At 71.8% G+C, this 25,286-nt stretch carries 23 protein-coding genes and 1 pseudogene; 11 read left to right on the forward strand and 13 right to left on the reverse strand.

Features of this window, described 5'->3' with window-relative positions; all coding sequences use genetic code 11:
* Positions 1 to 18 precede the first annotated feature (18 nt).
* On the reverse strand, positions 19 to 1,083 hold the full coding sequence (locus ACIBJF_RS37965) for a YihY/virulence factor BrkB family protein (protein ID WP_399180851.1): 1,065 nt from the start codon (positions 1,081 to 1,083) through the stop codon (positions 19 to 21).
* 178 nt (positions 1,084 to 1,261) lie between these two features.
* Here ACIBJF_RS37965 and ACIBJF_RS37970 point away from each other — a divergent pair, with 178 nt between their 5' ends.
* Positions 1,262 to 1,654 (forward strand): DUF2267 domain-containing protein, encoded by a 393-nt coding sequence (locus ACIBJF_RS37970; protein ID WP_399180893.1) that lies wholly within the window; start codon positions 1,262 to 1,264, stop codon positions 1,652 to 1,654.
* A gap of 126 nt (positions 1,655 to 1,780) precedes the next feature.
* The gene (locus tag ACIBJF_RS37975) at positions 1,781 to 2,335 is read left to right on the forward strand and encodes a YdeI family protein (RefSeq protein ID WP_399180853.1); all 555 of its coding nucleotides are present in this window, start codon (positions 1,781 to 1,783) and stop codon (positions 2,333 to 2,335) included.
* 127 nt (positions 2,336 to 2,462) lie between these two features.
* Here the strand turns inward: ACIBJF_RS37975 and ACIBJF_RS37980 are convergent.
* Positions 2,463 to 3,026 (reverse strand): annotated as a pseudogene (locus tag ACIBJF_RS37980) (IS607 family transposase); the annotation flags it as partial.
* A gap of 34 nt (positions 3,027 to 3,060) precedes the next feature.
* Between ACIBJF_RS37980 and ACIBJF_RS37985 the strand changes: the two are divergent.
* Complete coding sequence (locus ACIBJF_RS37985) at positions 3,061 to 4,119, forward strand: DUF3533 domain-containing protein (protein WP_399180855.1); 1,059 nt, start codon at positions 3,061 to 3,063, stop codon at positions 4,117 to 4,119.
* A gap of 86 nt (positions 4,120 to 4,205) precedes the next feature.
* Here the strand turns inward: ACIBJF_RS37985 and ACIBJF_RS37990 are convergent, their stop codons facing one another.
* Positions 4,206 to 5,660, reverse strand: coding sequence for a phytoene desaturase family protein (locus ACIBJF_RS37990; RefSeq protein ID WP_399180857.1), 1,455 nt, complete (start codon positions 5,658 to 5,660; stop codon positions 4,206 to 4,208).
* Positions 5,661 to 6,032: 372 nt separating this feature from the next.
* Between ACIBJF_RS37990 and ACIBJF_RS37995 the strand changes: the two genes are divergently transcribed.
* Positions 6,033 to 6,509, forward strand: a complete 477-nt coding sequence (locus tag ACIBJF_RS37995) for a GreA/GreB family elongation factor (RefSeq protein WP_365328586.1) — start codon at positions 6,033 to 6,035, stop codon at positions 6,507 to 6,509.
* An 11-nt stretch (positions 6,510 to 6,520) separates the two neighbouring features.
* On the opposite strand, the gene ACIBJF_RS38000 is transcribed toward ACIBJF_RS37995, so the two are convergent.
* The 3 genes from ACIBJF_RS38000 to ACIBJF_RS38010 form a co-directional block, all read right to left on the reverse strand.
* Positions 6,521 to 6,733 (reverse strand): hypothetical protein, encoded by a 213-nt coding sequence (locus tag ACIBJF_RS38000; protein WP_399180859.1) that lies wholly within the window; start codon positions 6,731 to 6,733, stop codon positions 6,521 to 6,523.
* 20 nt (positions 6,734 to 6,753) lie between these two features.
* Positions 6,754 to 9,285, reverse strand: coding sequence for an ATP-dependent Clp protease ATP-binding subunit (locus tag ACIBJF_RS38005; RefSeq protein ID WP_399180861.1), 2,532 nt, complete (start codon positions 9,283 to 9,285; stop codon positions 6,754 to 6,756).
* Between the two features lie 122 nt (positions 9,286 to 9,407).
* Positions 9,408 to 10,346: a Dyp-type peroxidase gene (locus tag ACIBJF_RS38010; protein WP_399180863.1), complete on the reverse strand. Its 939-nt coding sequence runs from the start codon at positions 10,344 to 10,346 to the stop codon at positions 9,408 to 9,410.
* Between the two features lie 684 nt (positions 10,347 to 11,030).
* Here ACIBJF_RS38010 and ACIBJF_RS38015 point away from each other — a divergent pair.
* Positions 11,031 to 11,960 (forward strand): LysR family transcriptional regulator, encoded by a 930-nt coding sequence (locus ACIBJF_RS38015; protein WP_399180865.1) that lies wholly within the window; start codon positions 11,031 to 11,033, stop codon positions 11,958 to 11,960.
* 81 nt (positions 11,961 to 12,041) lie between these two features.
* Here the strand turns inward: ACIBJF_RS38015 and fdhD are convergent, their stop codons facing one another.
* Both fdhD and ACIBJF_RS38025 read right to left on the reverse strand, forming a co-directional pair.
* Entirely contained in the window at positions 12,042 to 12,878 is an 837-nt protein-coding gene (fdhD, locus tag ACIBJF_RS38020; RefSeq protein ID WP_399180866.1) for a formate dehydrogenase accessory sulfurtransferase FdhD, read from the reverse strand.
* Between the two features lie 33 nt (positions 12,879 to 12,911).
* Positions 12,912 to 15,203 carry an FdhF/YdeP family oxidoreductase gene (locus ACIBJF_RS38025; RefSeq protein ID WP_399180868.1) on the reverse strand — a complete coding sequence of 764 codons (2,292 nt, stop codon included), beginning with the start codon at positions 15,201 to 15,203 and terminating at the stop codon, positions 12,912 to 12,914.
* Positions 15,204 to 15,383: 180 nt separating this feature from the next.
* Between ACIBJF_RS38025 and ACIBJF_RS38030 the strand changes: the two genes are divergently transcribed.
* Positions 15,384 to 16,646 carry a molybdopterin molybdotransferase MoeA gene (locus tag ACIBJF_RS38030; RefSeq protein ID WP_399180870.1) on the forward strand — a complete coding sequence of 421 codons (1,263 nt, stop codon included), beginning with the start codon at positions 15,384 to 15,386 and terminating at the stop codon, positions 16,644 to 16,646.
* A 100-nt stretch (positions 16,647 to 16,746) separates the two neighbouring features.
* On the forward strand, positions 16,747 to 17,118 hold the full coding sequence (locus ACIBJF_RS38035; protein WP_399180872.1) for a thioesterase family protein: 372 nt from the start codon (positions 16,747 to 16,749) through the stop codon (positions 17,116 to 17,118).
* 12 nt (positions 17,119 to 17,130) lie between these two features.
* On the opposite strand, the gene ACIBJF_RS38040 is transcribed toward ACIBJF_RS38035, so the two are convergent.
* The 3 genes from ACIBJF_RS38040 to ACIBJF_RS38050 all read right to left on the reverse strand — a co-directional run bounded on the left by ACIBJF_RS38040 (position 17,131) and on the right by ACIBJF_RS38050 (position 20,098).
* Complete coding sequence (locus ACIBJF_RS38040; RefSeq protein WP_399180874.1) at positions 17,131 to 17,508, reverse strand: NUDIX hydrolase; 378 nt, start codon at positions 17,506 to 17,508, stop codon at positions 17,131 to 17,133.
* A gap of 67 nt (positions 17,509 to 17,575) precedes the next feature.
* Positions 17,576 to 18,457: a diacylglycerol kinase family protein gene (locus tag ACIBJF_RS38045; protein ID WP_399180876.1), complete on the reverse strand. Its 882-nt coding sequence runs from the start codon at positions 18,455 to 18,457 to the stop codon at positions 17,576 to 17,578.
* A 48-nt stretch (positions 18,458 to 18,505) separates the two neighbouring features.
* A complete protein-coding gene (locus ACIBJF_RS38050; RefSeq protein WP_399180877.1) occupies positions 18,506 to 20,098 on the reverse strand; it encodes an FAD-binding oxidoreductase in 1,593 nt (530 codons plus the stop codon).
* A 121-nt stretch (positions 20,099 to 20,219) separates the two neighbouring features.
* Here ACIBJF_RS38050 and ACIBJF_RS38055 point away from each other — a divergent pair, with 121 nt between their 5' ends.
* Together ACIBJF_RS38055 and ACIBJF_RS38060 are read left to right on the forward strand one after the other, a co-directional pair.
* Entirely contained in the window at positions 20,220 to 20,819 is a 600-nt protein-coding gene (locus tag ACIBJF_RS38055) for a TetR/AcrR family transcriptional regulator (RefSeq protein ID WP_399180879.1), read from the forward strand.
* Complete coding sequence (locus tag ACIBJF_RS38060) at positions 20,816 to 22,402, forward strand: glycerol-3-phosphate dehydrogenase/oxidase (protein WP_399180881.1); 1,587 nt, start codon at positions 20,816 to 20,818, stop codon at positions 22,400 to 22,402. The genes ACIBJF_RS38055 and ACIBJF_RS38060 overlap by 4 nt, the downstream gene beginning before the upstream one ends.
* A 75-nt stretch (positions 22,403 to 22,477) precedes the next feature.
* Here ACIBJF_RS38060 and ACIBJF_RS38065 read toward each other — a convergent pair whose 3' ends face one another.
* Positions 22,478 to 23,929: a WGR domain-containing protein gene (locus tag ACIBJF_RS38065; protein ID WP_399180883.1), complete on the reverse strand. Its 1,452-nt coding sequence runs from the start codon at positions 23,927 to 23,929 to the stop codon at positions 22,478 to 22,480.
* Positions 23,930 to 24,043: 114 nt separating this feature from the next.
* Between ACIBJF_RS38065 and ACIBJF_RS38070 the strand changes: the two genes are divergently transcribed.
* Complete coding sequence (locus ACIBJF_RS38070; RefSeq protein ID WP_399180885.1) at positions 24,044 to 24,463, forward strand: hypothetical protein; 420 nt, start codon at positions 24,044 to 24,046, stop codon at positions 24,461 to 24,463.
* 42 nt (positions 24,464 to 24,505) lie between these two features.
* Complete coding sequence (locus tag ACIBJF_RS38075) at positions 24,506 to 24,769, forward strand: transposase (RefSeq protein ID WP_399180887.1); 264 nt, start codon at positions 24,506 to 24,508, stop codon at positions 24,767 to 24,769.
* A 97-nt stretch (positions 24,770 to 24,866) separates the two neighbouring features.
* Here ACIBJF_RS38075 and ACIBJF_RS38080 read toward each other — a convergent pair.
* On the reverse strand, positions 24,867 to 25,286 hold a 420-nt coding region (locus ACIBJF_RS38080), incomplete at its 5' end, for a transposase (protein ID WP_399180889.1).

Raw genomic sequence — 25,286 nt, forward strand, 5'->3', positions numbered from 1 at the left:
CGGCCCGCCGGGCCTGGGTCAGGTCCCGTTCAGCCGGCGTACGTCGTCCTCGTCCCACTTCCTGGTGTCGCGCGGCTGGGTGTAGGGCTCGGCACCGGGCGGATGTCCGCCGGCGATGGCCCGCTGGCGCACGGTCTCCGCGTCGAATTCCAGGCCGAGCAGGATCGCCAGATTGCTGATCCACAGCCAGACCAGGAAGACGATCACGCCGGCCATGGTGCCGTAGGTCTTGTTGTAGGAGGCGAAGTTCGCGACGTAGACGGCGAACCCGGCGGAGGCGACCAGCCAGATCGACAGGGCGAGGACGCTGCCCGGGGTGATCCACCTGAAACCCTTGACCCTGGCGTTCGGTGTCGCCCAGTACAGGATCGCGATCATCACGGTGACCAGCAGCACCAGCACCGGCCACTTCCCGATCGACCACACCGTCAGGGCCGTGTCACCGATACCCAGCGCCTGACCCGCGTGCCGGGCGAGACTGCCGGTGAAGACGACGATCAGCGCGCCTGCCACGGCGAGCACCATCAGGACGACGGTGACGCCGATCCGCACCGGCAGGATCTTCCACACCGGGCGGCCCTCCGGCATGTCGTAGACGGCGTTGGCGGCGCGGATGAAGGCGGCCACGTACCCGGAAGCCGACCACACCGCCAGGACGATGCCCGCGACGGCCATGACCGAGCCGATGCCCGCGTGGTTCTGCAGCTGCTCCACGGCCCTGGTGAGGATGTCCCGGGCGGAGCCGGGCGCGAGGTGCCTGAGGTTGGCCAGCACCTTGTCGGTGACCGACCTGCCGGCGATGCCCAGCAGGGACACCAGTACCAGCAGCGCCGGGAACAGGGCGAGGACCCCGTAGTAGGTGAGGGCGGCGGCCCGGTCGGTCAGCTCGTCGTCCTGGAACTCCCGCAGGGAGCCCTTCAGCACCGCGACCCAGGCCCGCCTGGGCAGCTGCGCCGGTGTGTCGGGCGCGGCCCGCTCGACCTGCTGGTCGGGCCCGGCGTCCTCAGGCGCCGGCACCCGCGGCTCCGGGGCGTCCTCGACGCCGTGGCGGTGATCGTGCCCGGGAAGGTGCAGCTTCGGCATAGGGGTCGGGTAACCCGGGTCCGCGGTCTCAAGCGGGCGTGCCCGTCGGATTCGGCCGTGCATCCCCCGGCGGGCTGGGTACTGGGACGGGGCCGGACGTATGGGCCGGACGCCCTGGGCGCGGCTCGGGGCCGTGGACACGGCACAGCGGTGCGACGGCATCGAAGCGGAGGTGACCATGAGGTACGACGAGTTCCTCGCCCGTGTGCGCGAGCGCGGCGAGTACGCCAGCCAGGACGAAGCGGCGCAGGTCACAGAGGCCGTGCTGAGTGTGCTGGCGGAGCGGATCAGTCCTGGGGAGGTCGACGACCTCGCCTCCCAGCTGCCCGGACCGCTGGGCCCCGGCCTGTCCGAAGCGAAGCAGCCCCGGCCGGAGCGGTTCGGGGTCGAGGAGTTCCACCGCCGGGTCGCCGAGCGGATCGGAAGCAGGCCGCGCACGGCCCAGTGGGACGCCGGCGCGGTCCTGACCACGGTCGCCGACAGCGTCAGCGGCGGAGAGCTGAATCAGGTCTTCAGCCAACTCCCGTCGGGCTACGCCGCCCTGTTCGGCAGGACGGACCTGGCGGACTGAGCCCGGCACCCTGCGTCGGTGTCGGAGCGTGGCGCCTGATTGACGGTGCCACCAGGGTGGGTTTTGATGTGGCGCATGCCGGGCGCACAGCGGACGAGTGGAGCACAGGACGGGGCCGATCCGGTCATGGCCTTCGCCACGCAGGAGGCGTGGGAGAAGTGGCTGGAGGAGCATCACGCCGACGTGCGGGCCATCTGGCTGAAGATCCCGAAGACAGGCTCCGGACTGGACGGCGTTGGCTACGCGGAGGCGCTGGAGTCGGCGCTCTGCTTCGGCTGGATCGACGGGCAGAAGAAGAAGCTGGACGAGCAGCACTGGCTGCAGCGCTTCACCCCGCGGCGGCCGGGCGGCAAGTGGTCGAAGGTGAACCGGGAGAAGGCCACCGAACTCATCGAGCGGGGCCGGATGCGCCCTGTCGGTCTGCGTGAGGTGGAGAAGGCCAAGGCGGACGGTCGCTGGGAGGCGGCGTACGAGGGCCAGCGCACGGCGACGGTACCCGAGGACCTCCAGGCCGCCTTGGAGGCCTCTCCGCAGGCGCGGGACTTCTTCGCGACGCTGGACAGCCGCAACCGGTACTCGATCCTCTACCGCGTCCAGGACGCGAAGAGGCCGCAGACCCGGGCGGCGCGCATCGAGAAGTTCGTCGCCATGCTCGCCGCGCAGCAGAAGCTCTATCCCTGACCTCCGGCCCTCGGACCCACGCCGCTCCGGTCTCGGGTGGGCCGTCAACTCCGGCTTCGCCGAAGAGGTGTCCCGTCCGGTCCTGCTCCCAGCACGGGGCCAGGCGCCGGGAGATCGAGCTGCGCATCCCGTACATACGCCCGGCGAACGTGGTCACGAGCGAGACGAAGTCCTCCAGCAGCTCGTCTCGGCCGCCGAGCTTCTTCGGGTGCAGCACCTCCACGGCGACCCCGTACACGGCGAACAGCCGCTTGAGCCAGCCGACCCCGAACCGGGCGAGCCGGTCCTCATGGGTGACGCGCACAACACTCACACTGCCGTCCGGCACCATCGCCGATACCCGGTTCAAGCCAGGCCGGTTCTCCCGCAGGCCAGAGCCACGGTCCCGCACTACCTTGACGATCTCTCCGGTGGCTGTGGCCCGCAGTTCCTCCTCCCGAGCTTGCAGCGAGGACTCCTGCCCGCAGGAGCCAGAGACGCGGACATACAGAACCTCCCGGCGCGGGCGGGAAGTTGCCAAGTCGCTGCCGCGCTTCATGTTCTCAACATCGACGGAGGAGAAGCGACGTTCACGGCCGACCCACGTGAACGGGACCTTGCCGTCCAGAGCCCACTGGCGAAGCGTCATCGGGTGTATTCCGAGACGCTTCGCGGCCGTCGATATACGCAGCAACTCCATGCACGCAACCATACATGCGCAACACCAGGGATGATTAAGGAAGTTGGTGAGCCTCGCCGAGGCGAAGCACGAGCTGGGCCGGGCGAAGCTCTACGGCGCGATCGTGCTGCCCCCGGACCTCAGCAGGAAGCTGACCGCACTGGCCTCGGGGGCCGTGTCCGGTGCCGCCGTGGAGCGGCCGCAGATCACCGTCTACACCGACCCGCTGGCGAACACCTCCAGCGCATCCGTCGTGAACACGCTCGCGAACCGGGCACTCACACGGGCCGACCGGGCCGTCGGCAAGCAACTGCTCGCCGAGGTGACGGCGGCCCGGACCAAGGCGGCCCCGGCACATCACCGACCCGTGCCGGGCACCACGCGACTCGTGCTGTCCTCGCCCATGGACGTGCGGGTCGCGCCGTTCCAGCACGTTCCCGACGGCACCGGGAACGGCCTGTCGGCCTTCTACTACGCCCTGCTGCTCGTACTCGCCGGGTTCACCGGGTCCCTGATCGTCAGCAACCTGGTCGACGCCCAACTCGGCTTCGCACCGAAGGAGTTCGGTCCGCGCTACCGCATGGAGCCGCACTCGGGACGCAGCCGCCTGGCCACCCTCGCCCTGAAATGGGGGATCATGACGGGCGTCGCCGTGGTCGTCGCCACGGTCTACCTGGCCATCGCGGACGGGCTCGGCATGCCCCTGGACCACCCGTGGCAGCTGTGGGGGCTCAGCGTGCTCGCGATCACCGCCGTCGCCGTGGTCGTCCAGAGCGTCCTCGCCCTGCTCGGCGGCCTGGGCATGGTGGTCAACCTCTTCCTGTTCATCGTCCTGTCGGTCCCGAGCGCCGGTGGTGCGGCCCCGCTGGAGGCCACTCCGTCCGTCGTCCGCTTCCTCGGCACCTTCGAGCCGCTGCACCAGATCTACGTCGGCGTCCGCTCGGTCCTGTACTTCGGCGCCGTCTGGGACGCCGGCCTCGGGCGCGCGGTGACCGCCGCCGCGGCAGCCCTTCTCCTCGGCCTCGCCGCCGGTCTCCTCGGCACCCTCGCCTACGACCGAAAGGGCCTGGCGCGCCTCCACGGCACGCCTTCCGTGGAGCTGCCCGCGGCAGCCGGGGCCGCGTGACCGCCACCCTGGCCGCCACCCGACAAGCCCGCCCGCGTCGACTCCGGCCGGCGACACCGTCCCCCAGGCGGTGCCGCCGGCCGTCCTCATGCGCGCGGAGCGCTCAGGCGCATCAGACTGTCTGTCCGGACCCCCAGGTGGCGCAGTGCGGCCGCCGCGGCTCCGGCGCCGCACATGCCGTGCGCGCCGGGACCGGGCGGGGTCGCCGCCGAGCACAGGAACACACCCCGCAGGCCGGTCGAGTACGGCTCGATGGTCGGGCGGGGGCCCAGGAGGAGCTCGGGAGTCGTCCTGGCGCCGGTGATGATGTCTCCGCCGGCGAAGTTGGGATTGGCGGCGGCGAACCGGGCGGGTGAGGTGGCCCGGCGGCCCACGATGCGGTCGCGGACACCCGGGGCGAACCGCTCCAGCTGACGGAGTATCGCTTCGGTCGCGTCCCCGTCATAGCCGTACGGGACATGGGCGTAGGAGTAGACAGGGTGGACGCCGCCCACCGAACGGGAGGGGTCCGCCAGGTACTGCTGGCCGACCAGCACGAACGGGCGTTCCGGCATGCGGCCGGCCACGACGGCCTGCTCCGCGTCGGCCACCTCGGCGAGCGGGCCGCCGAGGTGCACGGTGCCGGACCGGCGGGCGTGCTCGTTCGTCCAGGGCACGCCGCCTTCGACGGCCAGGTCGAGCTTGAAGACGGCGGGGGCACGCCGGAACCGGCGGTAGGCACCGCGCACCCGGGCCGGGAGCCGGTCGCCGTAGAGGTCGACGACCTGGCCGGGATCGAGATCGAGGAGGGTGACGTCGGCGGGCGGCAGCTGCCGGTGGTCGGTGACCCGCACGCCGGTGTGGACGGTGCCTCCCTGCACCCGCAGCACGCGTTCCATGCTTCGGGTGATGGACTGTGAGCCGCCTTCGGCCACGGCCCAGCCGGCGGTGTGGCCGGCGGTGAGGATGCCGAGCCCGATGGCCGAGGTGAACGGGTGCGACAGCGGGCGGAAGGCGTGCGCCGCGACGCCCGCCCACAGGGCCCGCGCCCGCGCGGTGGTGAAGAGGCGGGCCAGGAAGGAGGCGGGAAGGGCCGTCGGCAGGCCGAAGCGGGCGAGCAGCAACGGGTGCGCGGGGATGCGTAGGAGGGGGCCCATCACATCGCGTGCCAGGGTGTCCCAGTGCCGTACGGGGGTGGTGAGGAGTGCGCGGTACCGGTTCCCGTCCGGACCGAGCATGCGAGCGGTGCCCGGCACGGAACGCAGCAGGACCCCGGCACTTCCGTCGTCCAGCGGGTGCACGCAGTCGATGTCGGGCAACAGCCAGCGCAGCCCGTGCCGTTCGAGGCCCAGCGCACGCAGCGCCGGGGAGCCGACAGCCATCGGATGGATGGCCGAGCAGTGGTCGTGCACGAGCCCGGGCAGGATCGCCTCGTGGCTGCGGGCGCCTCCGCCGACCTCGTCCGCCGCTTCCAGGAGCGTGACGTGAAGTCCCGCCCTGGCGAGGAGGGCCGCGGCGGCGAGGCCGTTGGGCCCGCCGCCGACCACCACGGCCGAGGTCATGCGGTGCACCTCGACGTGATCGCGGCCGTGGGGGCGGGCGGTGACGTCGTCGGCCTCATGCCTCCGAGTCTGGCATCAGTCTCATGCGCCTGAGGGTCGTCAGCACTGGGGCCGCTTGCCGTGATTGGCGCGATGGCTGCGCCGCGACTTCTTCTTGCGGCGTCGCTTCGAGGACATGGCAACCTCCTGGAGGGAGAGGAAAACCGGTGAGGAAAACCCCCGAAAACACCGTATATCGGGATACTCGGCACCTCCACCGCAGCCGCTGCCCCGACCCCGAGTGCACGGCGGCACACCCCCGGGGCTCTCGTTGATACGATGCGCGAAATGCCCGACTAATGAATATTCTCCCCTGGACCAGAGGAGCCGGAAATGACCGGTGACCCGGAGCCGATCGGTACCGCTGCCCGCCGCGCGCTGGAGCAGGAGCTGGCCGACCTGCGAGACGAGCGGCGACTCGTCGCCGGAATCCTGCAGGACCGCACGGACGTGGGCGACCAGGCAGACCAGGCCGAACAGTTGCAGCGCGCCAATCAGCTCGACCGCCTGGACCGTCGTATCGAGACCATCACCGAGCGGCTGCGCCAAGCGGACGTGGCGGGGCCCGCCCCCACGGACGTGGTCGGGGTCGGCAGCACGGTCACCGTCCGTTTCCCGGACGGCTCGGTGGAGACGCTCCAGATCGGCGAGCTCGCCGAGGCCCTGGACCAGAACCTGGTCACCTCCGACAGCCCGCTCGGCCGAGCGCTGCTCGGGCACCGCCCCGGTGACTCGGTCCACTTCGACACGCCGGACGGCCCGTCGAGCGTGGTCGTGGTGTCGATCGGGGACCAGAGCGCGCAGGGATGAACGCCGAGGAGTCAGTCCTCCTCGCGGTCGACCTCGGCGCGTTCCTCCTCGTACGGGATCCCGGTGTCCTCCCACTTCCCGACCGGCAGCCCGGCCTGCCGGCGGTCCTCACGGGCGCGCCGGTCGACTCGCGCCTCGTCGGGCCGGCGCGGCACAGCGCGGCCGTGGCCGGGGTCCGGGTTTCCCTCGGCCCGCTCGTCGGACTTGTGGTGGTGCTGGGCCATGGGGTCCTCCTGAGCCGCCGTCACTTGTGCGCCGACGCGGCGCCCGGCGCGGCAGCCTCGCCGGAGCCGCTGCTCTTGCGGACGGCGCAGTGGAGGGAGTCGTGTTGGACGTCGGCGACGATGGTGTCGCCGGGTTCGGCGTCGCCGCTGAGCAGCAGGGTGGCGATCCGATTGTCGAGTTCCGCCTGGATCGTGCGGCGCAGCGGACGGGCACCGAACTCCGGCTGGTGACCGTGTGCGATGAGCAGCTTCTTCGCCGCATCGGTCACCTCCAGCGTCATCCCCTGGGCGTGGACGCGGCGCTTGCTCTGGTCCAGCAGATGGTCCACGATCTCCCCGAGATCCTCCTCGGTCAGCCCGTGGAAGATGATGATGTCGTCGATGCGGTTGAGGAACTCCGGGAGGAATCTGGTCCGCAGGTCCTCCATCAACTCGTCCTTCAGCTCCGACACATCGCCCTTGTGGTCCAGGATGCGGTGCGCGCCGATGTTGGACGTCATGATGATCACGCAGTGCCGGAAGTCGACGGTGCGGCCCTGGGCGTCGGTGAGCCGGCCGTCGTCCAGGATCTGCAGCAGGGTGTTGAAGACGTCCGGGTGCGCCTTCTCCACCTCGTCGAACAGCACCACGCTGTAGGGCCTGCGGCGGACCTTCTCCGTCAGCTGGCCCGCTTCCTCATAACCCACGTATCCGGGAGGGGCACCCACCAGCCGGGCGACGGTGTGCTTCTCCTGGAACTCGCTCATGTCGAACCGGATCATCCGGTCCTCGTCCCCGAACAGCAACGCCGCCAGGGTCTTGGCGAGTTCGGTCTTGCCGACACCCGTTGGCCCGAGGAACAGGAAGGATCCCACCGGCCGGTTCGGATCCCCCATCCCCGCGCGGTTGCGCCGTACCGCCTGCGAGACGGCGGTGACCGCCTCGTCCTGGCCGACGATCCGCGCGTGCATCTCCTCCTCCAGCCGGAGCAGCTTCTCCCTCTCGCTCGCCGTCAGCTGTGACACCGGGATCCCCGTACGGCGGGAGACCACGTCGGCGATGTCGGAGGCCGTCACCGACACCACGCCCTCGCGGCGCTCCTCGATGCCGGCGAGTTCGCCCTCCGCCTCGGAGATCAGCCGCTTCAGCTCCGACGCCTTCTCGAAGTCCTCCCCGGAGACGGCCTGGTCGAGTTCACGGCGGAGCTGGGCGATGCGGTCCTCACGGCTGATCACCTCCGTGGACCGGCCCACGCTGCGCAGCCGCACCCGCGCACCGGCCTGGTCCATCACGTCGATCGCCTTGTCGGGCAGGAAACGATCGGTGATGTAGCGGTCCGACAGCTCGGCCGCGGCCACCAACGCGCCGTCGTCGAACCGGACCTGATGGTGCGCCTCGTAGGAGTCCCGCAGACCCTCCAGGATCTGCACCGTCTCCTCCACCGTCGGCTCGGGCACCATCACCGGCTGGAACCGCCGCTCCAGCGCCGCGTCCTTCTCCACGTACTTGCGGTACTCCTCGATCGTCGTGGCGCCCACGACGCGGAGTTCACCGCGCGCGAGGGCGGGCTTGAGCATGTTGCCCGCGTCCATCGACCCCTCCCCCGTCGCCCCGGCACCCACGACGGTGTGGAGTTCATCGATGAACAGAACGACCTGGCCCTTCGCGGCCTGGACGTCCTCGATGACCTTCTTCAACCGCTCCTCGAACTGGCCCCGGTACTGTGCCCCCGCGACCATCCCCGACAGGTCCAGGGCCACGACCCTCTTGTCCTTGAGGCTGTCGGGCACCTCACCGGCCACGATCCGCTGCGCCAGCCCTTCCACGATCGCCGTCTTGCCCACGCCCGGCTCACCGATCAGCACCGGATTGTTCTTCGACCGCCGCGAGAGGATCTCGACCGTCTGCTCGATCTCCTCCCCACGCCCCACGACGGGATCCAGCTTCCCGGCCTTCGCCTCCTCCGTCAGATCCCGCCCGAACTCGTCCAGCGTCGTCGCCGGCGCCTTCTTCCGTTCGGCGGCAAGCGCGTCGCTCCGAGCGGCCTGCTCGGTCAGACCGGCCAGTTTCCGCGTGTCCATGCCCTCGGCGCGCAGCAGCTTGGCAGCGCCCGTTTCGCTGTCGCCCAGCAGCGCGCCGAGGATGTGCTCGGGGCCGATGTACGACACACCGGCCGCCTGCGAGTGGGCGTACGCGGCGCCGAGTGTCCGCTTGGCCGCCGGGGTGAGGCCTGGTTGGGCGGAGGGCTCACCGGACTCCCGGGGGAGGATCTTGGCGAGCTCGGCCGCCAGCGTGTCGGGATCGACGTCCAGCTGGGAGAGCAGTCTCCGGGACGGTTCGACCTTGGTGGCCGCCCACAGCAGATGTTCGGTGTCCAGGTCGGACGTGCCGTCCTCCAGCGCGCGCCGCGCGGCCAGGTTGAGCAGTTCCTGCGACGACTCCGTCAGCAGCCGGCCGATGGGCACCCGCTGCACCGCGGGGGGCGATGACGCCGGAGACATCCCGAAGAAACGATTGAACAACTCGCTGAAGGGATCCGACGAACCGAACGGTGCACCGAACGACATCGACATGACGGCTCCTGGGCGCGGGGGAGGTCGATAAGGGTGGTTGTTCCGGGGTCCGTACTCACTGAACCTCGCAGCGCACGGCGCCGCAAACGGAAGGACCGCACTGACGTTTCTGTGACTCAGAGTTACGAACCGTGCGGGGCGGCGGGCAGGTCGTCGAGAAAGGTGACGGTGGGCACGTGGAAGAGGCAGCCGGTGACCGCCGTCGAGAATTCGAGAATCCGGTCGTTCCGGCCCGGATCCCTGCCGAGGAACATGTTCCTCAGCATTTCCTCCGTCACGTCCGGGGTACGGGCATAACCGATGAAGTAGGTACCGAACTCGCCTTGGGCGATTTTGCCGAAGGGCATGTTCTCCCGCACGATCTTGCGTTCGTCGCCGTTCTCGTCGGTGACGGTGGTGAGCGCGACATGGGAGTCGGCGGGCTTCACATCGTCGGGGAGTTCGATGTTGGCCAGTTTGGTCCGCCCGATGACCAGGTTCTGTTCCTCGACCGACAAGGCGTTCCAGGCGGTCATATCGTGCAGGTACTTCTGGGCGATCACATAGCTGCCGCCCGCGAATTCCGCGTCCTCCTCGCCGATGAACACGGCGTCGTCCGCGACTTTCCCCTCGGGGTTCTCGCTGCCGTCCACGAAGCCGAGCAGGTCGCGTTCGTCGAAGAATTTGAAGCCGTGCACCTCGTCGACCACGGTGGCCGCTCCTGCGAGTCGCTCGCCCACCAGCCGGGCCAGTTCGAAGCAGAGATCCATACGGTGGGCGCGGATATGGAAAAGGAGGTCGCCCGGTGTGCCGAGCGCTCGATGGCGTGGGCCGACCAGGTCCGTGAAGGGGTGCAGCTGCCGTGGGCGCGGGCCACTGAACAGCCGGTCCCATGCGCGTGATCCGATGCCGACGACACAGCTGAGTTCCTCGGCCGGCTCGCGGAAGGCCACCGAGCGGCGCAGCCCCGAGACGTCCTCGAGCAGGCCTCGGACCGTCTCCTCGCCGCCCGGCGCGATGGTGACGACGAGGAACAGTGCCGCCCTGGCCGGCGAGACGATGACGGGCTGCGGTTCGACCACGGGAGTCCGCCTCCTCATGAGGTGCTGGAGACATGAGGTCCTTGGAGACCAAGCCGTTCCAGCATGGCCCGACCGAGCCGACTCGGCAGGTCGTAGGCGGGCCGCCGAGCGGGCCGGGGGAGGGACGGGCCGGGACGGAGGGAAGGCGGACAGACGGGGGGTGGACAGGCGGGGGGGTGGACAGGCGGGAGGGGGCGGACGGGCCGTGAATGGGCTGCGGGCCGGGACGGACGGATGGATGGAGGGGCAAACCGGCCGAGGGGCCCAGGAAACGGACCGGCCAGAGGGCAGAGGGGCCGGGACGGGCGTGGACAGGCGCGGACGGGCTAGGGCGCCGGGAGAGCCGGACGGAGAGCCGAACCAGCCGACGGACCCACGAACGGACCGACCACAGGACGGACAGGCCCAAGGGCAGACCGGCCGGGACGGACGCGCACGGGCTGCGCGCCAGGACAGCCGGACGAAGGACCGGACCAGCCGACGGACCCACGAACGGACCGACCACAGGACGGACAGGCTCAGGGCCGTACCCGCCGCGACGGGAGCTTACGGGCTGCGCGCCGGGAAAGCCGGGCGGAGAGCCGGACCGGCCGACGGGCCGCGAACGGACCGGCCAGAGGACGGACGGGCGGCGGGCGGCGGGCGGGATTGGCTTTGTGGGGTGCGGTCGGGTACACCCGTGCCGTGCTCTTTCGTCAGCTGGAATATCTCGTCGCCCTCTCCCGGGAGCGGCATTTCGCCCGTGCCGCCCAGGCCTGCTACGTCTCCCAGCCCGCTCTGTCGGAGGCGCTGCGCAAGCTGGAGGAGGAACTCGACGTGCCGTTGGTGCGGCGCGGCCGCAAGTACGAGGGCCTCACCCCGGAGGGGGAACGCATCGTCGTATGGGCGCAGCGGATCCTCGCCGACCGTGACGCCCTCAAGGAGGAGGTCGACGTCCTGCGCACCGGGCTGAGCGGCAGGATGCGGATCGGTACGGTGCCCACCGCGTCCGGTGCCGTCGCCCAGTTGACCGGCCCGTTCTGCGCGGCGCACCCGCTGGTCACGGTCGAGGTCATAGCGGACATGCAGTCGGTGGACATCCTGCGGCAGCTGCAGAACTTCGAGCTCGACGCCGGGGTGACCTATCTGCGCGAGGACGTGTCGGACGGTGCCTTCCACACGGTTCCCCTGTACCAGGAGCGGTACGTCCTGCTGCTCACGGCCGCCGACGGCCTGGCCCGCCGTACGTCGGCCACCTGGGCCGAGGCGTCGCGGCTGCCCCTGTGCATGCTGACCCCGGCGATGCAGGGCCGCCGAGTGCTGGACGAGCTGTTCGCGCAGGCGGGGACGCAGCCCTCGCCCCGGCTGGAGACCGACTCCGTGGCGGCGCTGTTCGCCCACGTCAGGACGGGCCAGTGGGCGGCCATCGTGCCGCATGCCTGGCTCCATGTGTTCGGCGTCCCGCACGGCATGCGGGCGGTGCCGCTGGTCGAGCCCGCCGCGGCCGTACCCGTGGGTCTGGTGATCGCCGCCCGGGAGCCGGGTTCGGTGATGGCGAGGGCGCTGACGGACATCGCCCGCACCACGGACGTGGCCTCGGCCCTGGAGCACATGCCGGGCGATCCGGGACGTTAGCCGACGGCGCCGGACGCGGATGCCAATGCCGCACACCCCGGTGTGCGCTGCCGTCTGCCTGGCGCGCCCGGCCGGCCCGCGTCAGCCCACCGGCTGCGGCTGGAGCCGCTCCGCACCGGCGTACACGTTCATCGACGTACCGCGCAGAAAGCCGACCAGGGTCAGCCCGCTCTCGGCCGCCAGGTCCACGGCCAGCGACGAAGGCGCCGACACCGCCGCCAGCAGGGGAATCCCGGCGAGTACCGCCTTCTGCACCAGCTCGAAGGAGGCGCGGCCGCTGACCATCAGCACGGTGCCGCGCAAGGGCAGCAGACCCGAGCGCAGGGCGTGTCCGACGATCTTGTCCACGGCGTTGTGCCGGCCCACGTCCTCCCGCAGGCACAGCAGCTCGCCGTCGGCCGTGAACAGTCCGGCGGCGTGCAGGCCCCCGGTGCTGTCGAACACCTTCTGCGCCGCCCGCAGCTTTCCGGGCAGGGAGGCCAGCAGCTCCGGGCCCACGCTCAGCGGGTCCTCGGCCACGGACCACCGCGTGGCCATGCGCACGGCGTCCAGGCTGGCCTTGCCGCACAGGCCGCAGGAGGAGGTGGTGTAGAAGTTCCGCTCCAGCGATGCCTCGGGCAGGGCCACGCCGGGGGCCAGGGCGACGTCCACGACGTTGTAGGTGTTGCCGCCGTCCGCCGTGGCACCGGCGCAGTAGCGGATCCCGGTCACGTCCTCGGCGGCGTGGACGACGCCCTCGCCTGCGAGGAAGCCGGCCGCGAGGTCGAAGTCGTCGCCGGGGGTGCGCATGGTCACGGTGAGGGGGCGCCCGCCGACCCGTATCTCCATCGGTTCCTCGGCGGCCAGGGTGTCCGGCCGCGCGGAGGGCGCTCCGTCGCGGATCCGCAGCACCCGCCGCCGTACCGTCACTCGCCCCATGGACATACTCCTCTCCTGGGGATCCCGGGTTGCTCAGCCGACTGCGCGCGTGGGCTCCAGGCGGATCAACACCCCTTTGGACGTGGGGGTGTTGCTGATGTCGGCGACGCTGTCCAGCGGCACCAGGACGTTGGTCTCGGGGTAGTAGGAGGCGGCGGAGCCGCGGCTGGCGGGGTAGGCGACGACGCGGAAGTCCTCCGCCCGGCGTTCCAGCCCGTCGTGCCAGACCGCGACCAGGTCCACCCGGTCGCGGTCGGCGAACCCGAGGGCGGCCAGGTCGGCGGGGTTGACGAGCACCACGCGGCGGGCGTTGTGGATGCCGCGGTAGCGGTCGTTCATCGCGTACGGGATGGTGTTCCACTGGTCGTGGGAGCGCAGTGTCTGCAGCAGCAGATGGCCCTCGGGGATGTCCGGCATCGTGAACTCGTTGACGGTGAAGACCGCCTTGCCGCTCGGGGTGCGGAAGACGCGCTGGTTGACCGGGTTGGGCAGCCGGAAGCCGCCTGGCCTGGCCACCCGGGCGTTGAAGTCCTCGAAGCCCGGTACGACGCGGGAGATGCGGTCGCGGACGGTGGCGTAGTCCGCCTCGAACTCCTCCCAGGGGATGGCGGGTGTGTCGCCGAGGGTGCGGCGGGCCAGCCGGCTGATGATCGCGACCTCGCTGAGCAGGTGCGGGGAGGCAGGCGTCAGGCGGCCGCGGGAGGCGTGCACCTCGCTCATGGAGTCCTCGACGGTGATGAACTGCTCGCCGGACGCCTGGATGTCGCGGTCGCTGCGGCCGAGGGTGGGCAGGATGAGGGCGGTGTCACCGCAGACCGTGTGGGAGCGGTTGAGCTTGGTGGAGATGTGCGCGGTGAGCCGGCACCGCCGCATCGCCTCCTCGGTGACATGGCTGTCGGGGGTGGCCCGGACGAAGTTGCCGGCGACGCCGAGGAACAGCTTCGCGGTGCCGTCGCGCATGGCACGGATGCCGTCGACCGAGTCCAGTCCGTGCTTCGCGGGCGGGGTGAAGCCGAACTCCCGGCCCAGGGCGTCGAGGAACGTCTGGGGCATGCGCTCCCAGATGCCCATCGTGCGGTCGCCCTGGACGTTGCTGTGGCCCCGCACCGGGCACACGCCGGCGCCCGGCCGGCCGATGTTGCCGCGCAGCAGCAGGAAGTTGACCACCTCGCGGATGGTGGGGACGCCGTGCTTGTGCTGGGTGAGACCCATGGCCCAGCACACGATGATCTTCTCGCTCTGCAGCACCCGGTCGTGGACGCGCTCGATCTCCTCGCGCGTGAGCCCGGTCGCGGTGAGGATGTCCTCCCACGGGACCTTCCGGGCGTGCTCGGCGAAGTCGGCGAAGCCGGTGGTGTGGGCGCTGATGAAGGCGTGGTCGAGGACGGTGCCCGGGCGCTCGTCCTCGGCCTCCAGCAGCAGCCGGCCCAGCGCCTGGAAGAGGGCGAGGTCGCCGCCGGGGCGGATCTGCAGGAACTGGTCGGCGATGGCGGTGCCCCGGCCGACCACTCCGCGCGCCTTCTGCGGGTGCTTGAAGCGGATGAGCCCTGCCTCCGGCAGCGGGTTCACCGCGATGACCTTGCCGCCGTTGCGCTTGGTCTCCTCCAGCGCGGTCAGCATCCGCGGATGGTTGGTGCCCGGGTTCTGTCCGACGACGAAGACGAGGTCCGCGGTGTGGATGTCGTCCAGGGAGACGCTGCCCTTGCCGATGCCCAGGGTCTCCATCAGCGCGGACCCGCTGGACTCGTGGCACATGTTGGAGCAGTCGGGCAGGTTGTTGGTGCCGTAGGCGCGGGCGAAGAGCTGCAGCAGGAAGGCGGCCTCGTTGTTCAGCCGGCCGGAGGTGTAGAAGAGGGCCTCGTCCGGGGAGTCCAGCCGGCGGAGTTCTCCGGCGAGCACGTCGAGCGCCTCGTCCCAGCCGATCGGTTCGTAGTGCTCGGCGCCGGGCCGCTTGATCATGGGTTCGGTCAGCCGGCCCTGCTGGTTGAGCCAGTAGTCCGACTTCGCGTCCAGTTCGGCGATCGAGTGCCGGCGGAAGAACTCGGCGGTGACGCGGCGCGAGGTGGCTTCGTCGCTGATGTGCTTGGCGCCGTTCTCGCAGTATTCGTTGAGGTGCCGCTTTCCCGGTGCCGGCTCGGGCCAGGCGCATCCCGGGCAGTCGAATCCCTTGACCTGGTTGATGTTCAGCAGGGTCAGCGCGGTGCGTCGTACCGTCGTCTGTCCCAGCGAGTACTCCAGTGCGTGCGTCACCGCCGGGACACCGGTCGCCCAGCGCTTGGGCGGGGTGACCGAAAGATCGTCGCCGGGGTCCTCGATACCGCTCATTGTCCGGTCTGCCTCTTTCTCCGATGGGCACTGCGGGGCAGCATCCGCCTCTTTCCCAAGGCACGTCAAAGAGGTGTATTCGATGGCGTGATAAGCGCGGGTTATCAGATAAGCGCCGCCTATCGGCAGACAAGCGGTACCTCTTTGACTTCCTCGGACGGCTCACCAACGATGACCCGCATGACGGCATCCCGGACGCGCCCGGCCGACGGCACGGCAGCGCACGGACCGCGGGCCGAGCCGGACTCGCTCCGGGCCGCGCGGTCCTGGGAACGGGCCCGCTCGATCGCCCGGTCCTGCGCCGAGCGGCCGCTGCCCGCGGTCCCCCGCACCCTCACCGACGCGCTGGGCCACGCACTGGCCGAACCGCTCGTCGCGCTCACCGACCTGCCGCCGTTCGCGACCGCCGCGATGGACGGCTGGGCCGTGGCCGGTCCGGGCCCGTGGCGGCTCGGCGACGCCGGTGTCCTCGCCGGCCGGGAACCCGGGCCCCTTGCGCCGGACTCGGCCGTTCCCATCGCCACCGGCGCCCCCGTGCCTCCCGGCGCGACCGCCGTACTGCGACGCGAGCACGGCGAGGCGGACCCCGGGCGGGGCCTGCTGTACGACCGCTCCCCCACGCCGGTGCCCCAAGGCCGCGACATCCGGCCGCGCGGCCAGGAGTGCCGCTCCGGTGAGCCGCTGCTGCCCTCCGGCACCACGGTGACCGAGCGGGTGCTGGGCCTGGCGGCGGCCGCGGGGTACGACCGGTTGACGGTGCACCGTCGGCCGAGCGTCGAACTGCTGGTTCTCGGTGACGAGTTGCTCCAGCGGGGCGTGCCGCGCGGCGGGCGGGTCCGTGACGCGCTCGGGCCGCTGCTGCCGCCGTGGCTGCAGGCGTGTGGCGCCGAGCTGATCGGCCATCGTCTGCTCGCCGACGACCTCGCCGCGCTCCGGGAGGCCGTGGGCCGCTCGCCCGCCGATGTCGTGGTCACGACGGGGAGTACCGCCGCCGGACCGGTGGACTTCCTGCACGACACGCTCCGGGCGGTGGGCGCCCGGCTGCTCGTGGACTCTGTGGCCGTGCGGCCGGGTCACCCGATGCTGCTCGCCGAGCTGCCGGCCACGGCCGACGGCCGGGCGCGCCGGCTGGTCGGGCTGCCCGGCAACCCCCTCGCCGCGGTGGCCGGCATGGTCACGCTGGCCGAGCCGCTGCTGCGCCGGCTCGGCGGGCACCGCGGCGCCGAGCCGGTCCGGCTGGTGGCCGGTTCCGCCCTGCCCGGGCATCCGTGCGACACCCGGCTGCTGCCGGTGTTCACGGCGGGGCAGGAGGTGACGCCGCTGCCGTTCGACGGTCCGGCGATGCTGCGCGGCCTTGCCCTGGCGGACGGCCTCGCGGTGGTTCCACCGGGCGGCGTGCCGGCCGGCGCGGGCGTGGATGTGGTGGAACTGCCGGGCAGGTGAGCCGGTCCTGCCGTCCCGGCCGACGAACGAGAGCACGCCCGGCCCTCACCCACGGCAGAGTCGTGCGGTGTGCCGGGCCCGCCGGCGCTAGCGTGAGGGCATGCGCCACGAGGTGACCGACGCCGACACCGCGGTGCGGGTGGGCAGCGGTGACGTGCCCGTTCTCGCCACGCCACGGCTGATCGCGTGGATGGAGGCGGCCACTGTGCGGGCCGCCGCGTCCTTCACCGAGTCCGGCCAGACCACCGTCGGCACCGAGGTGCGGGTCCGGCATCTGCGGGCCACGCCGGTCGGCGGCCGGGTGGAGGTGAGCGCCGAACCCTCCGCCGCCGTCACGGGCGGACGGCTCACCTTCGTGGTGCGGGCCGTCGACGGTTCGGGCCGACTGGTGGCCACGGGTGAGATCGACCGGGCGGTCGTCGACCGGCAGCGGTTCCTGGCGCGCACGGCGGACCCGGCGGCGGACCGCTGACCGGCAGGCCCGTCACACGGGCGTGTGTCCCTGAAGGTACTCGTGCACGACCGCCGGGAGTGCCACGTCGATGGTCTCGGGTATCGGCGCCCAGTGCACCTGTTCCGGCGCGAGGCTCGCACCGTCCGACGGGGTCTCGCTCAGCAGCTGGCACACCACCGCCGACGCCGCGTCCGCCGGTGTCCCCTCGTGCGGGATCAGGGGTTCCGTGCCGTCGACGAGGTAGCCGGTGAGTTCGTAGACGACGCGTGCCGAGGTGGCCTCGGCCGGCTCGGCCGGTCCGGGCGTACCGGACGGCAGTGCCCAAGTGCCGCCGTCGTCCACGAGCAGGAGCCGTCCGTCGTACAGCACGACCGCCTGCACCACACCCTCGGCGGGTTCCAGCGTCATGAGCGACCAACCCCTCCCCCGGCGCGCCCGGCCGGGTTGCCCTCCCCCTACCCAGCCGAGCGAGTGGTCAGTACAGCATGGGCAGGTCTCCGGGTCGCACCCGCACCGTGACCGGCAGGGTGGCGTCGACCTCGCCGTCCGCGCCGTAGGGGACGGGCCTGTTCGCCTCGATGCGCAGTTCCCTGCCGCGCAGCACGCGCACCTCGGGGCGGTGCACATGACCGCCCGTCTTCAGCTCGTTCATGAGGGTGAAGAACAGCCGGCGCGGTGCCTCCCGGATCAGCACCACATCCAGCAGGCCGTCGTCGACGCGTGCGTCGGGGGCGATGAGCCGACCGGAGCCGTAGTAGGGGGAGTTGGCGGCCACGACGGTGTAGCCGCGGTGGGTGTGCTCCTCGCCGTCGACGGTGACGCGGTAGTCGGCCGCCCGCCAGGTGGTGACGGCGCGCAGGCCGCCCGCGTAGTAGGAGGCGGAGCCGCGCAGCAGCCGGGCGTGGTTGGCGTGCCGGTTGGCCACCGCGTCGACGCCGGCGTAGACGCTGCCCAGGACGACCGTGCGCGGGTGGACCGCCGACTCCACCTCGATGGTGTCGACCGGCCGTGGCTCGGCGGTCAGCAGGATGCCGGCGAGCGCGGCGGGATCGGCGGGCAGCTTCAGGGCGCGGGCGAAGTCGTTGCCGCGTCCGGCGGGCACCAGGCCGAGGACGGTTCCGGTGCCGCTGAGCGCGCCGCCGATGCCACCGGCGATGCCGTCGCCGCCGACGGCCAGGACGATACGGCCGCGCTCGCCGGCGCGGCGGGCGATGTCCTGGGCGTGGGCGAGGCTGTGGCTGTACTCCGTCTCCAGCTCTGCCCCGGCCTCGCGCAGCAGCCGGGCCAGGTGCAGCAGTGTCGCCGCCCCGGTGGAGCCGCCCGCGGTGGGGTTGACGACGGCGGTGAACTGTCGCATCGGTGTGCCTCCGAAGCAGGCGGATCGGGTGGGGTCGGTCGGAGCGGGTCAGTCGGTGGGGAGCAGGACGCCGGGGTTGAGCAGGCCCTCGGGGTCCAAGCGGCGCTTGACGGCGCGCAGGGCCGAGATGCCGAGCGGTCCGGCCTCGCGGACGTACCAGTCGCGGTGGTCGGTGCCGACCCCGTGGTGGTGGGAGATGGTGCCGCCGGCCGCCAGGACGGCCTCGTTGGCCGCGTGCTTGGCGGGCGTCCAGTGGGCCACCGGGTCCTCGCCCTGGGCGCTGACGACGGTGAAGTACAGGGAGGCGCCGTTCTCGTAGACGTGGGAGATGTGGCACATCACCAGGGGTGGGGTGCCGGCCTCGGCGAGGGTGTCGGTGAGCGCGGTGCGTACGGCCTTGTAGAGGTCGGGGATGCGGGACCAGAAGGCCGCGGTCTCCAAGGTCTCGGCGAACGCGCCGACGTCGAGCAGAGCGTCGCGCAGGTAGGGTGCCGAGAAGCGGCCGTGGGCCCAGCGTTCGCCCGGTTCGGCGCCGAGGAGCGTGCCGCCGCAGGCGGTGAGGACGGCCGCCGCCTGCTCCCGGCGCTGTGCGGTGTCCTCGGCCGTGCCCTCGTAGCCGGTGATGGCCAGGCAGCCCGCTCCGCTCTGCGACAAGTCGCCGCCGATGGCCTCCGGTTGGGCCAGGCCGATGAGGGTCTCGGTCTCGTCGGACAGCCGCAGCACGGTCGGCCGGGGTCCGTCCTGGGCGAGCCTGCGCAGCGCGGCGGCGCCCTCCTCGAAGGAGGCGAACCGCCAGCCCTCGTAGATCCGCACCTGCGGCACCGGCCGGATCCGTACGGTGACGGAGGTGATGACGCCGAAGGCGCCCTCGGAGCCGAGGATCAGCTGGCGCAGGTCGGGTCCGGCGGCGGAGCGCGGGGCACGGCCGGTCTCGATGGTGCCCTCGGGGGTGGCGAGGGTCAGGCCGAGGACCATCTCGTCGAAGCGGCCGTATCCGGCGGAGGCCTGTCCGCTGGAGCGGGCGGCGGCGAAGCCGCCAATGGTGGCCCACTCGAAGGACTGGGGGAAGTGGCCGAGGGTGAAGCCCTGTTCGGCGAGCAGGGCCTCGGCCTCGGGGGCGCGCAGACCCGGCTGGAGCACGGCGGTGCGCGAGACCGGGTCCAGGTCGAGCAGGCCGTTCATGCGGCGCAGGTCGAGGGCGATGAACGCGGTGCGCTGGGGGGCGAGTCCGCCGACCACCGAGGTGCCGCCGCCGAAGGGGACCGCGGCGAGGCCGTGGGCGGCGCAGGCGTGCAGTACGGCGAGAACCTCGTCGTGGGAGGCGGGCAGGACCACGGCCTGCGGGACGTCCGCGAAGTCGCCGGCGCGGATGCGCAGCAGGTCGGGGGTGGACTTGCCGCGGGTGTGACGGACGCGGCTCTCGCCGTCGGTGCGGACGTGGTCCTCGCCGCCGACTGCCTCGGCGAGCGCCTTGAGCGCGGCGGGGGCGGCCGTGGTGGCGGGCAGCTCGATGTCCTCGAGGGTGAGGGCGGCCGTGGTGCGGGGCTTGACGCCGAGCAGGTCGCGCAGCAGTCCGGTCACCGAGTCGGGCAGCGGTGCCGCCTTGGCCGGGTCGCCCCAGCCGTTCCACAGCATGTCCATTGAACGGTCGTCCTCACAGGTCGGTGTGCTCGGTGTGCTCGGTTCGCGCGACGGCCGGCGGGCCGTGCCCGGGGCGACGGTGTCCGCTTCGCCCGACGCCCGGGGCGTTACACTGTGACACATGACGCCTATTCGTCACAACGGTTCGGACAACGATCATGTGCTCGACGCCGTACGAGACTGTGTGCTGGCCGTCGGCGTCCGCCGCACCACCCTCGCCGACGTGGCCCGCCGCGCCGGCGTCTCGCGGATGACGCTGTACCGGCGCTGGCCCGATCTGCGCACCCTGGTGGGCGATCTGATGACCCGCGAGTGGATCGACGTGGCCACCCGGGCGATCCCCGAGCCCGCCTCCGGCACGGACACCCGCACCCGGATCGTGGACGGACTGGTCGCGGGCGTCGAGACCTTCCGGGCGCACCCGCTGTTCCGCAAGATCGTCGACGTCGATCCGGAACTGCTGCTCCCCTATGTGCTCGACCGGCGCGGAGCGAGCCAGGAGGCACTGCTGGCACTGTTGGCCGATGGGCTGCGCGACGGCCACGCGGACGGCTCCGTGCGCCCCGGGCATGTCGAACGGCAGGCCCGCACGCTGCTGTTGACGGTGCAGTCCTTCACCCTGTCCCTGCGCACGATGACCGACGAGGACGATCCGGAGCTCGACTCCGCCGCCTTCCTCGGCGAGTTGCGCACCCTCCTGGAGAGGACCCTCACGCCATGAGCCACACCCGGGCCGACGCCGGCTCGTCCCTCAGCGCACACCGCCGGAGCCGGGAACTGGCCGAGGCCGCCGACGGCAGGGTCGCCGACGTCCTGGTCGTCGGGCTCGGCGCCACCGGGGCCGGAGCCGCGCTGGACGCGGCGGCCCGCGGGCTCGACGTCGTCGCGGTGGACGCCCACGACCTGGCCTTCGGCACCTCCCGCTGGAGCTCGAAGCTCATCCACGGCGGGCTGCGCTATCTGGCCTCCGCGCAGTTCGACGTGGCGCACGAGAGCGCGGTCGAGCGCGGGGTGCTGATGACCCGGACAGCCCCGCACCTGGTGGCCGCCCAGCCGTTCGTCCTGCCGCTCACCCCGCTGGTGTCCCGGGCCCAGGCCTCGCTGGCGTGGGCCGGGTTCCGGGCCGGGGACATGCTGCGGCTGGCCGCCCGGACCCCGCGCCAGGTCCTGCCCGCCCCGCGCCGGCTGTCGGCGACGGAGGCCCGGCACCTGGCGCCCTCGGTGCGCTCGGCCGGGCTGCGCGGCGGACTGCTGTCCTGGGACGGCAAGGTGACCGACGACGCGCGGCTGGTCACCGCCCTGGCCAGGACGGCCGCCGCGCGGGGCGCCCGGGTGCTGACCCGGACCAGGGTGCTGGAGCTGACCGGCACCGGCGCCCGGATCCGCGACGAACTCACCGGCGAGGAAGGCGAGATCAGGGCCCGGGCGGTCATCAACGCGACCGGAGTGTGGGCGGGCGAGCTGGTCGAGGGCATCCGGATCCGGCCCTCCCGCGGCACCCACCTTGTCCTGCGCTCGGAGCGGCTCGGCACCCTGCCGGCCGGCCTGCACATCCCCATCCCCGGCGAGACCAACCGCTTCGTCCTGGTCCTGCCCCAGGGCGACGGCCGGGTGTACGTCGGTCTCACCGACGAGCCGGTCGAGGGCGGGATCCCGGACGTACCGGACGTACCGGAGACCGACATCGGCTTCCTGCTGGACGTGCTCGGCTCGGTCCTGGACACGCCGGTGGCCCGGGAGGAGGTCGTCGGCGCCTTCGCCGGACTGCGCCCCCTGCTGGACACCTCCGGGCACGACGGCCGGGACGGCTCGCCCGCCCGCACCTCCGACATCTCCCGCCGGCACGCGGTACTGACGTCCCCCGACGGCATCACGACGATCGTCGGCGGCAAGCTCACCACCTACCGGCGCATGGCCCAGGACGCCGTGGACGCCGCCACCGCCGCCGCCCGGGGTCTTCCCGCCCCGCCCTCCCCCACCGCCGCGCTGCCCCTGGTCGGCGCCGCCGCACCCGCCCGGCTGCGCACCCTGTCCGCGCCGTCGCGCCTGGTCCGCCGCTACGGCACCGAGGCCGAGGCCGTCCACGCCCTCGCGGCCGAGAACCCCGCGCTGGCCGAGCGGCTCCTGCCGGGCCACCCGGTGACCCGCGCGGAACTGCTCTGGGCGGTACGGCACGAGGGCGCGCTGGACGAGTCGGATCTCCTGGACCGCCGTACCCGCATCGGACTGGTACCGGAGGACCGTGCCGAGGTGCTCTCCGTGGCGCGGGAGGTGCTGGCGGAGGCGGCGAGCGCACGGCCCTGAGGGCTTGCGTCCGGCTGTGCCGGAAAGCACAAGCACCCTCAATGCCAGGGCAGCGAGCGGCAGTTGCCGAGGGCGTCACAGCAGGCGGCGGATGTCGCCGCGGACGCGGTAGAAACCGCCTGCGGCCGGGTGCAGGGCGTCCACGACGTAGCGGGCGCCCGGCTCCCGTATCGCCCGCGGGAACTGGACCTTCCAGGAGGTGTCGTAGCCCTCGGACACGACATGCACCCGGAGGCGGCCGCCGTCCTGCACGCACTCGACCACGACGGCTCCGGCGGGAGCCTGAGTGACCGTGGCCACGGCGGTGGCGGCGGTGGCGGGTTGGTACGTCGGCAGGGCCGCGGCGAGCTTGACGTCCCGCGCCACCGGCACCGTGCCCTGCTGGGCCGCGGCGATGGCCGTCTCGCTCGCGTCGACGCACACCAGCGAGCCGTCGGTGGTCACCAGGTACAGCCGCTCGTCGCGGTACTGCATCGACAGCGCCGAGCCGCCGCCCGTGCCGAGCTTCCACAGGCGCGTGCCGTCCTGGTCGAAGCAGTAGACGGACGACGCGGCGTCCCCGGCGAAGACGAACCGACCGCCGGGGGACGTGGCGCAGGAGTAGACCGCGCTGTCGCAGGCGTACGTCGCCTCGATGGCGCCGGTCGCCTTCGACAGCCGCTGGACCACGCGGTGACCGGTGCCCGCGTACACGGCGTCGTCCTCCTGCCAGCCGAACAGCACGCTGCCCCGGGTGGCCGTGTGCCACAACTCGCCGCTGCCGTCGGGTGCGTAGGCGGTGACGCCCCGGTGGTGGCCGTGGTAGACCGCGCGGTCGTCGGCGCGCACCATCCAGGCGTGTTCGCCCTGGCTGCGGCGGGCCCACTGGTGTTCGTCCTCGTGGTCGATGACGGTGAGCCGGCCGTCGCGGTCCGAGACGTTCAGGATGCCCTCGTGGATGTCGAGCCAGAAGATGTCGACGTCGGCGGCTATGTCGTACGCGGCGAAGGGCAGCTTGGAGGAGAGGTCGTAGACCTTGCCGTCGTCACAGCCCGCGTAGATCCAGAAGTCGTCGGCGACCAGGCACTTCACCCCGTCCGGCAGGCCGAACCGGGCGAGGACGGCGCCGTCGTGGCCCAGGGTGTAGACGTCACCCGCCTGGTTGCCGACCCAGCACTGCTCGTCGTCGACATGGATGCCGAAGGCGGCCGAGCCGGTGCGGAACCGCCACAGCACGGGCGCCACCGCCCGCGCGGTGGACGGGGCCGAGACGACCTGGCGCCGGGTCACCGGACGCGGGGCGCGCCGGCCCTGGACCGCCGGGGCGTATCCCTTGCGGACCTTCTCCCCCACCTTCTTCGCGGCAGCCGCCCTGGCCTTCTCGGCGGTCGGGAAGGTCGTCGTCTGGGTCTGCCCGGCGGCGCCGATCCTGCCGTACCGCACCGTCACCACGGTTTCGTCGACGGTCACCTCGTAGAACTTGTGGGCGCCGCCGCCCTCCTGCGACAGCTCCAGATACGTCGTCGACACCGCGGACGCCGTGGTCATGGCAGACCCCTCCCCAGGACGGACCCGCGGCCGTTCCGGCAGGTCCTCACTGATCGAACCGTAAGGGCGACCACTGACAATCGGGCCGCCGCGCCCAGCGGTTACAGGGCCGTGGTGACGGATGACGAAGTCGTGGAGGCGGTGCGGCGACAGGTGCTCGGACGGGTCTTGCCGCCACCCGCGACGCCGCATGCCCTCGCCGAGGCGGAGGCGGTCATCGGGTTCCCGCTGCCCTTGTTGCCGCGGCGCCTGTACACCAAGGTGGCCAACGGAGGGCTCGAAGCTGTACCAGGATCCCCGGACCCGACCGGCGCGATCCCGGCCGGTTTGGTCCTGCTCTACGACTGGGGCTGCACCATCTGGTCGCTCGCCGACTTCCGCGACGCCACCGCCCCTATGTGGTGCACCCACGACGGGGAGGTCCGGCCCCAGGGGATCACCTTCGCGGTATGGCTTCTCGGCACGGGCACCGGAACTCTGACGGTGGAAAAGGTCCTGGAGACACAACCCGCCCGGCAGACCGCGGCCGACTAGGGTGTTTCGCTTAGATCATCGGTTCGTTGGTCCGGTGCGTCGTTGACTGATGCGCAGTGGGCACGGATCGAGCCGTTGCTCCCGGACCGGACGCCGATGCGGGGTGGTCGCTGGAGGGATCACCGGGAGGTGATCGACGCGATCGCCTTCAAGTTCCAGACGGAAACGCAGTGGGTGTGCGCCTGCCGGAGGAGTACGGAAGCTGGCGCGGCGTCTACAACCGGCTGCGGATGTGGGCCGTCGACGGCACCTGGGAGCGGGTGGCCCCGGCCGGCGAACCCGACGACCATGCGCACCTGCTCGTGATCGTCACGCGTTACCAAATCCGCAACAGAGCCCGGAAGTTGGACCAGAACCCGCTCTGGCATACACAGCCACGCAGGCGCCGACCCATCTGGGGTCTTCAAAGTTGAGCGGTGCGGAGGTATCCGCGGGCTCGGCGGGTGGTGACGCAGCGTGTGCGTAGCCGCTGGTTCGTAGCGTTGCGGAACCCGAAGGCGGCGCGGGCGACGAGCTTGATCACGCGGTTGATGCCCTCGCTTTTGGCGTTGCTGTGTCCGGTGTCGATGAACGCGGCGATCTCGTTCCACCAGCGGTCCACGGTGGTGGCGAGGGTACGCACTTCGGGGATGTCGGCGTCCGCGCACCAGGTGAGGAACTTGTAGCGGGCCCGGCCAATGCGGTGGCGGTCGGCGCCGGTGCGGGCCAGAGCGAGGAGGGTGCGCAGGCTTTCCTTGGCGATCCAGGCGGTCAGCAGCGTCTGTCCGATCTTCCCCTCGTCCAGCAGCGGGTTCCACATCTTCGCGAACTGATCGTCGGTGAG

Source organism: Streptomyces sp. NPDC050743, assembly GCF_044456925.1.
Taxonomy (GTDB): Bacteria; Actinomycetota; Actinomycetes; order Streptomycetales; family Streptomycetaceae; genus Streptomyces.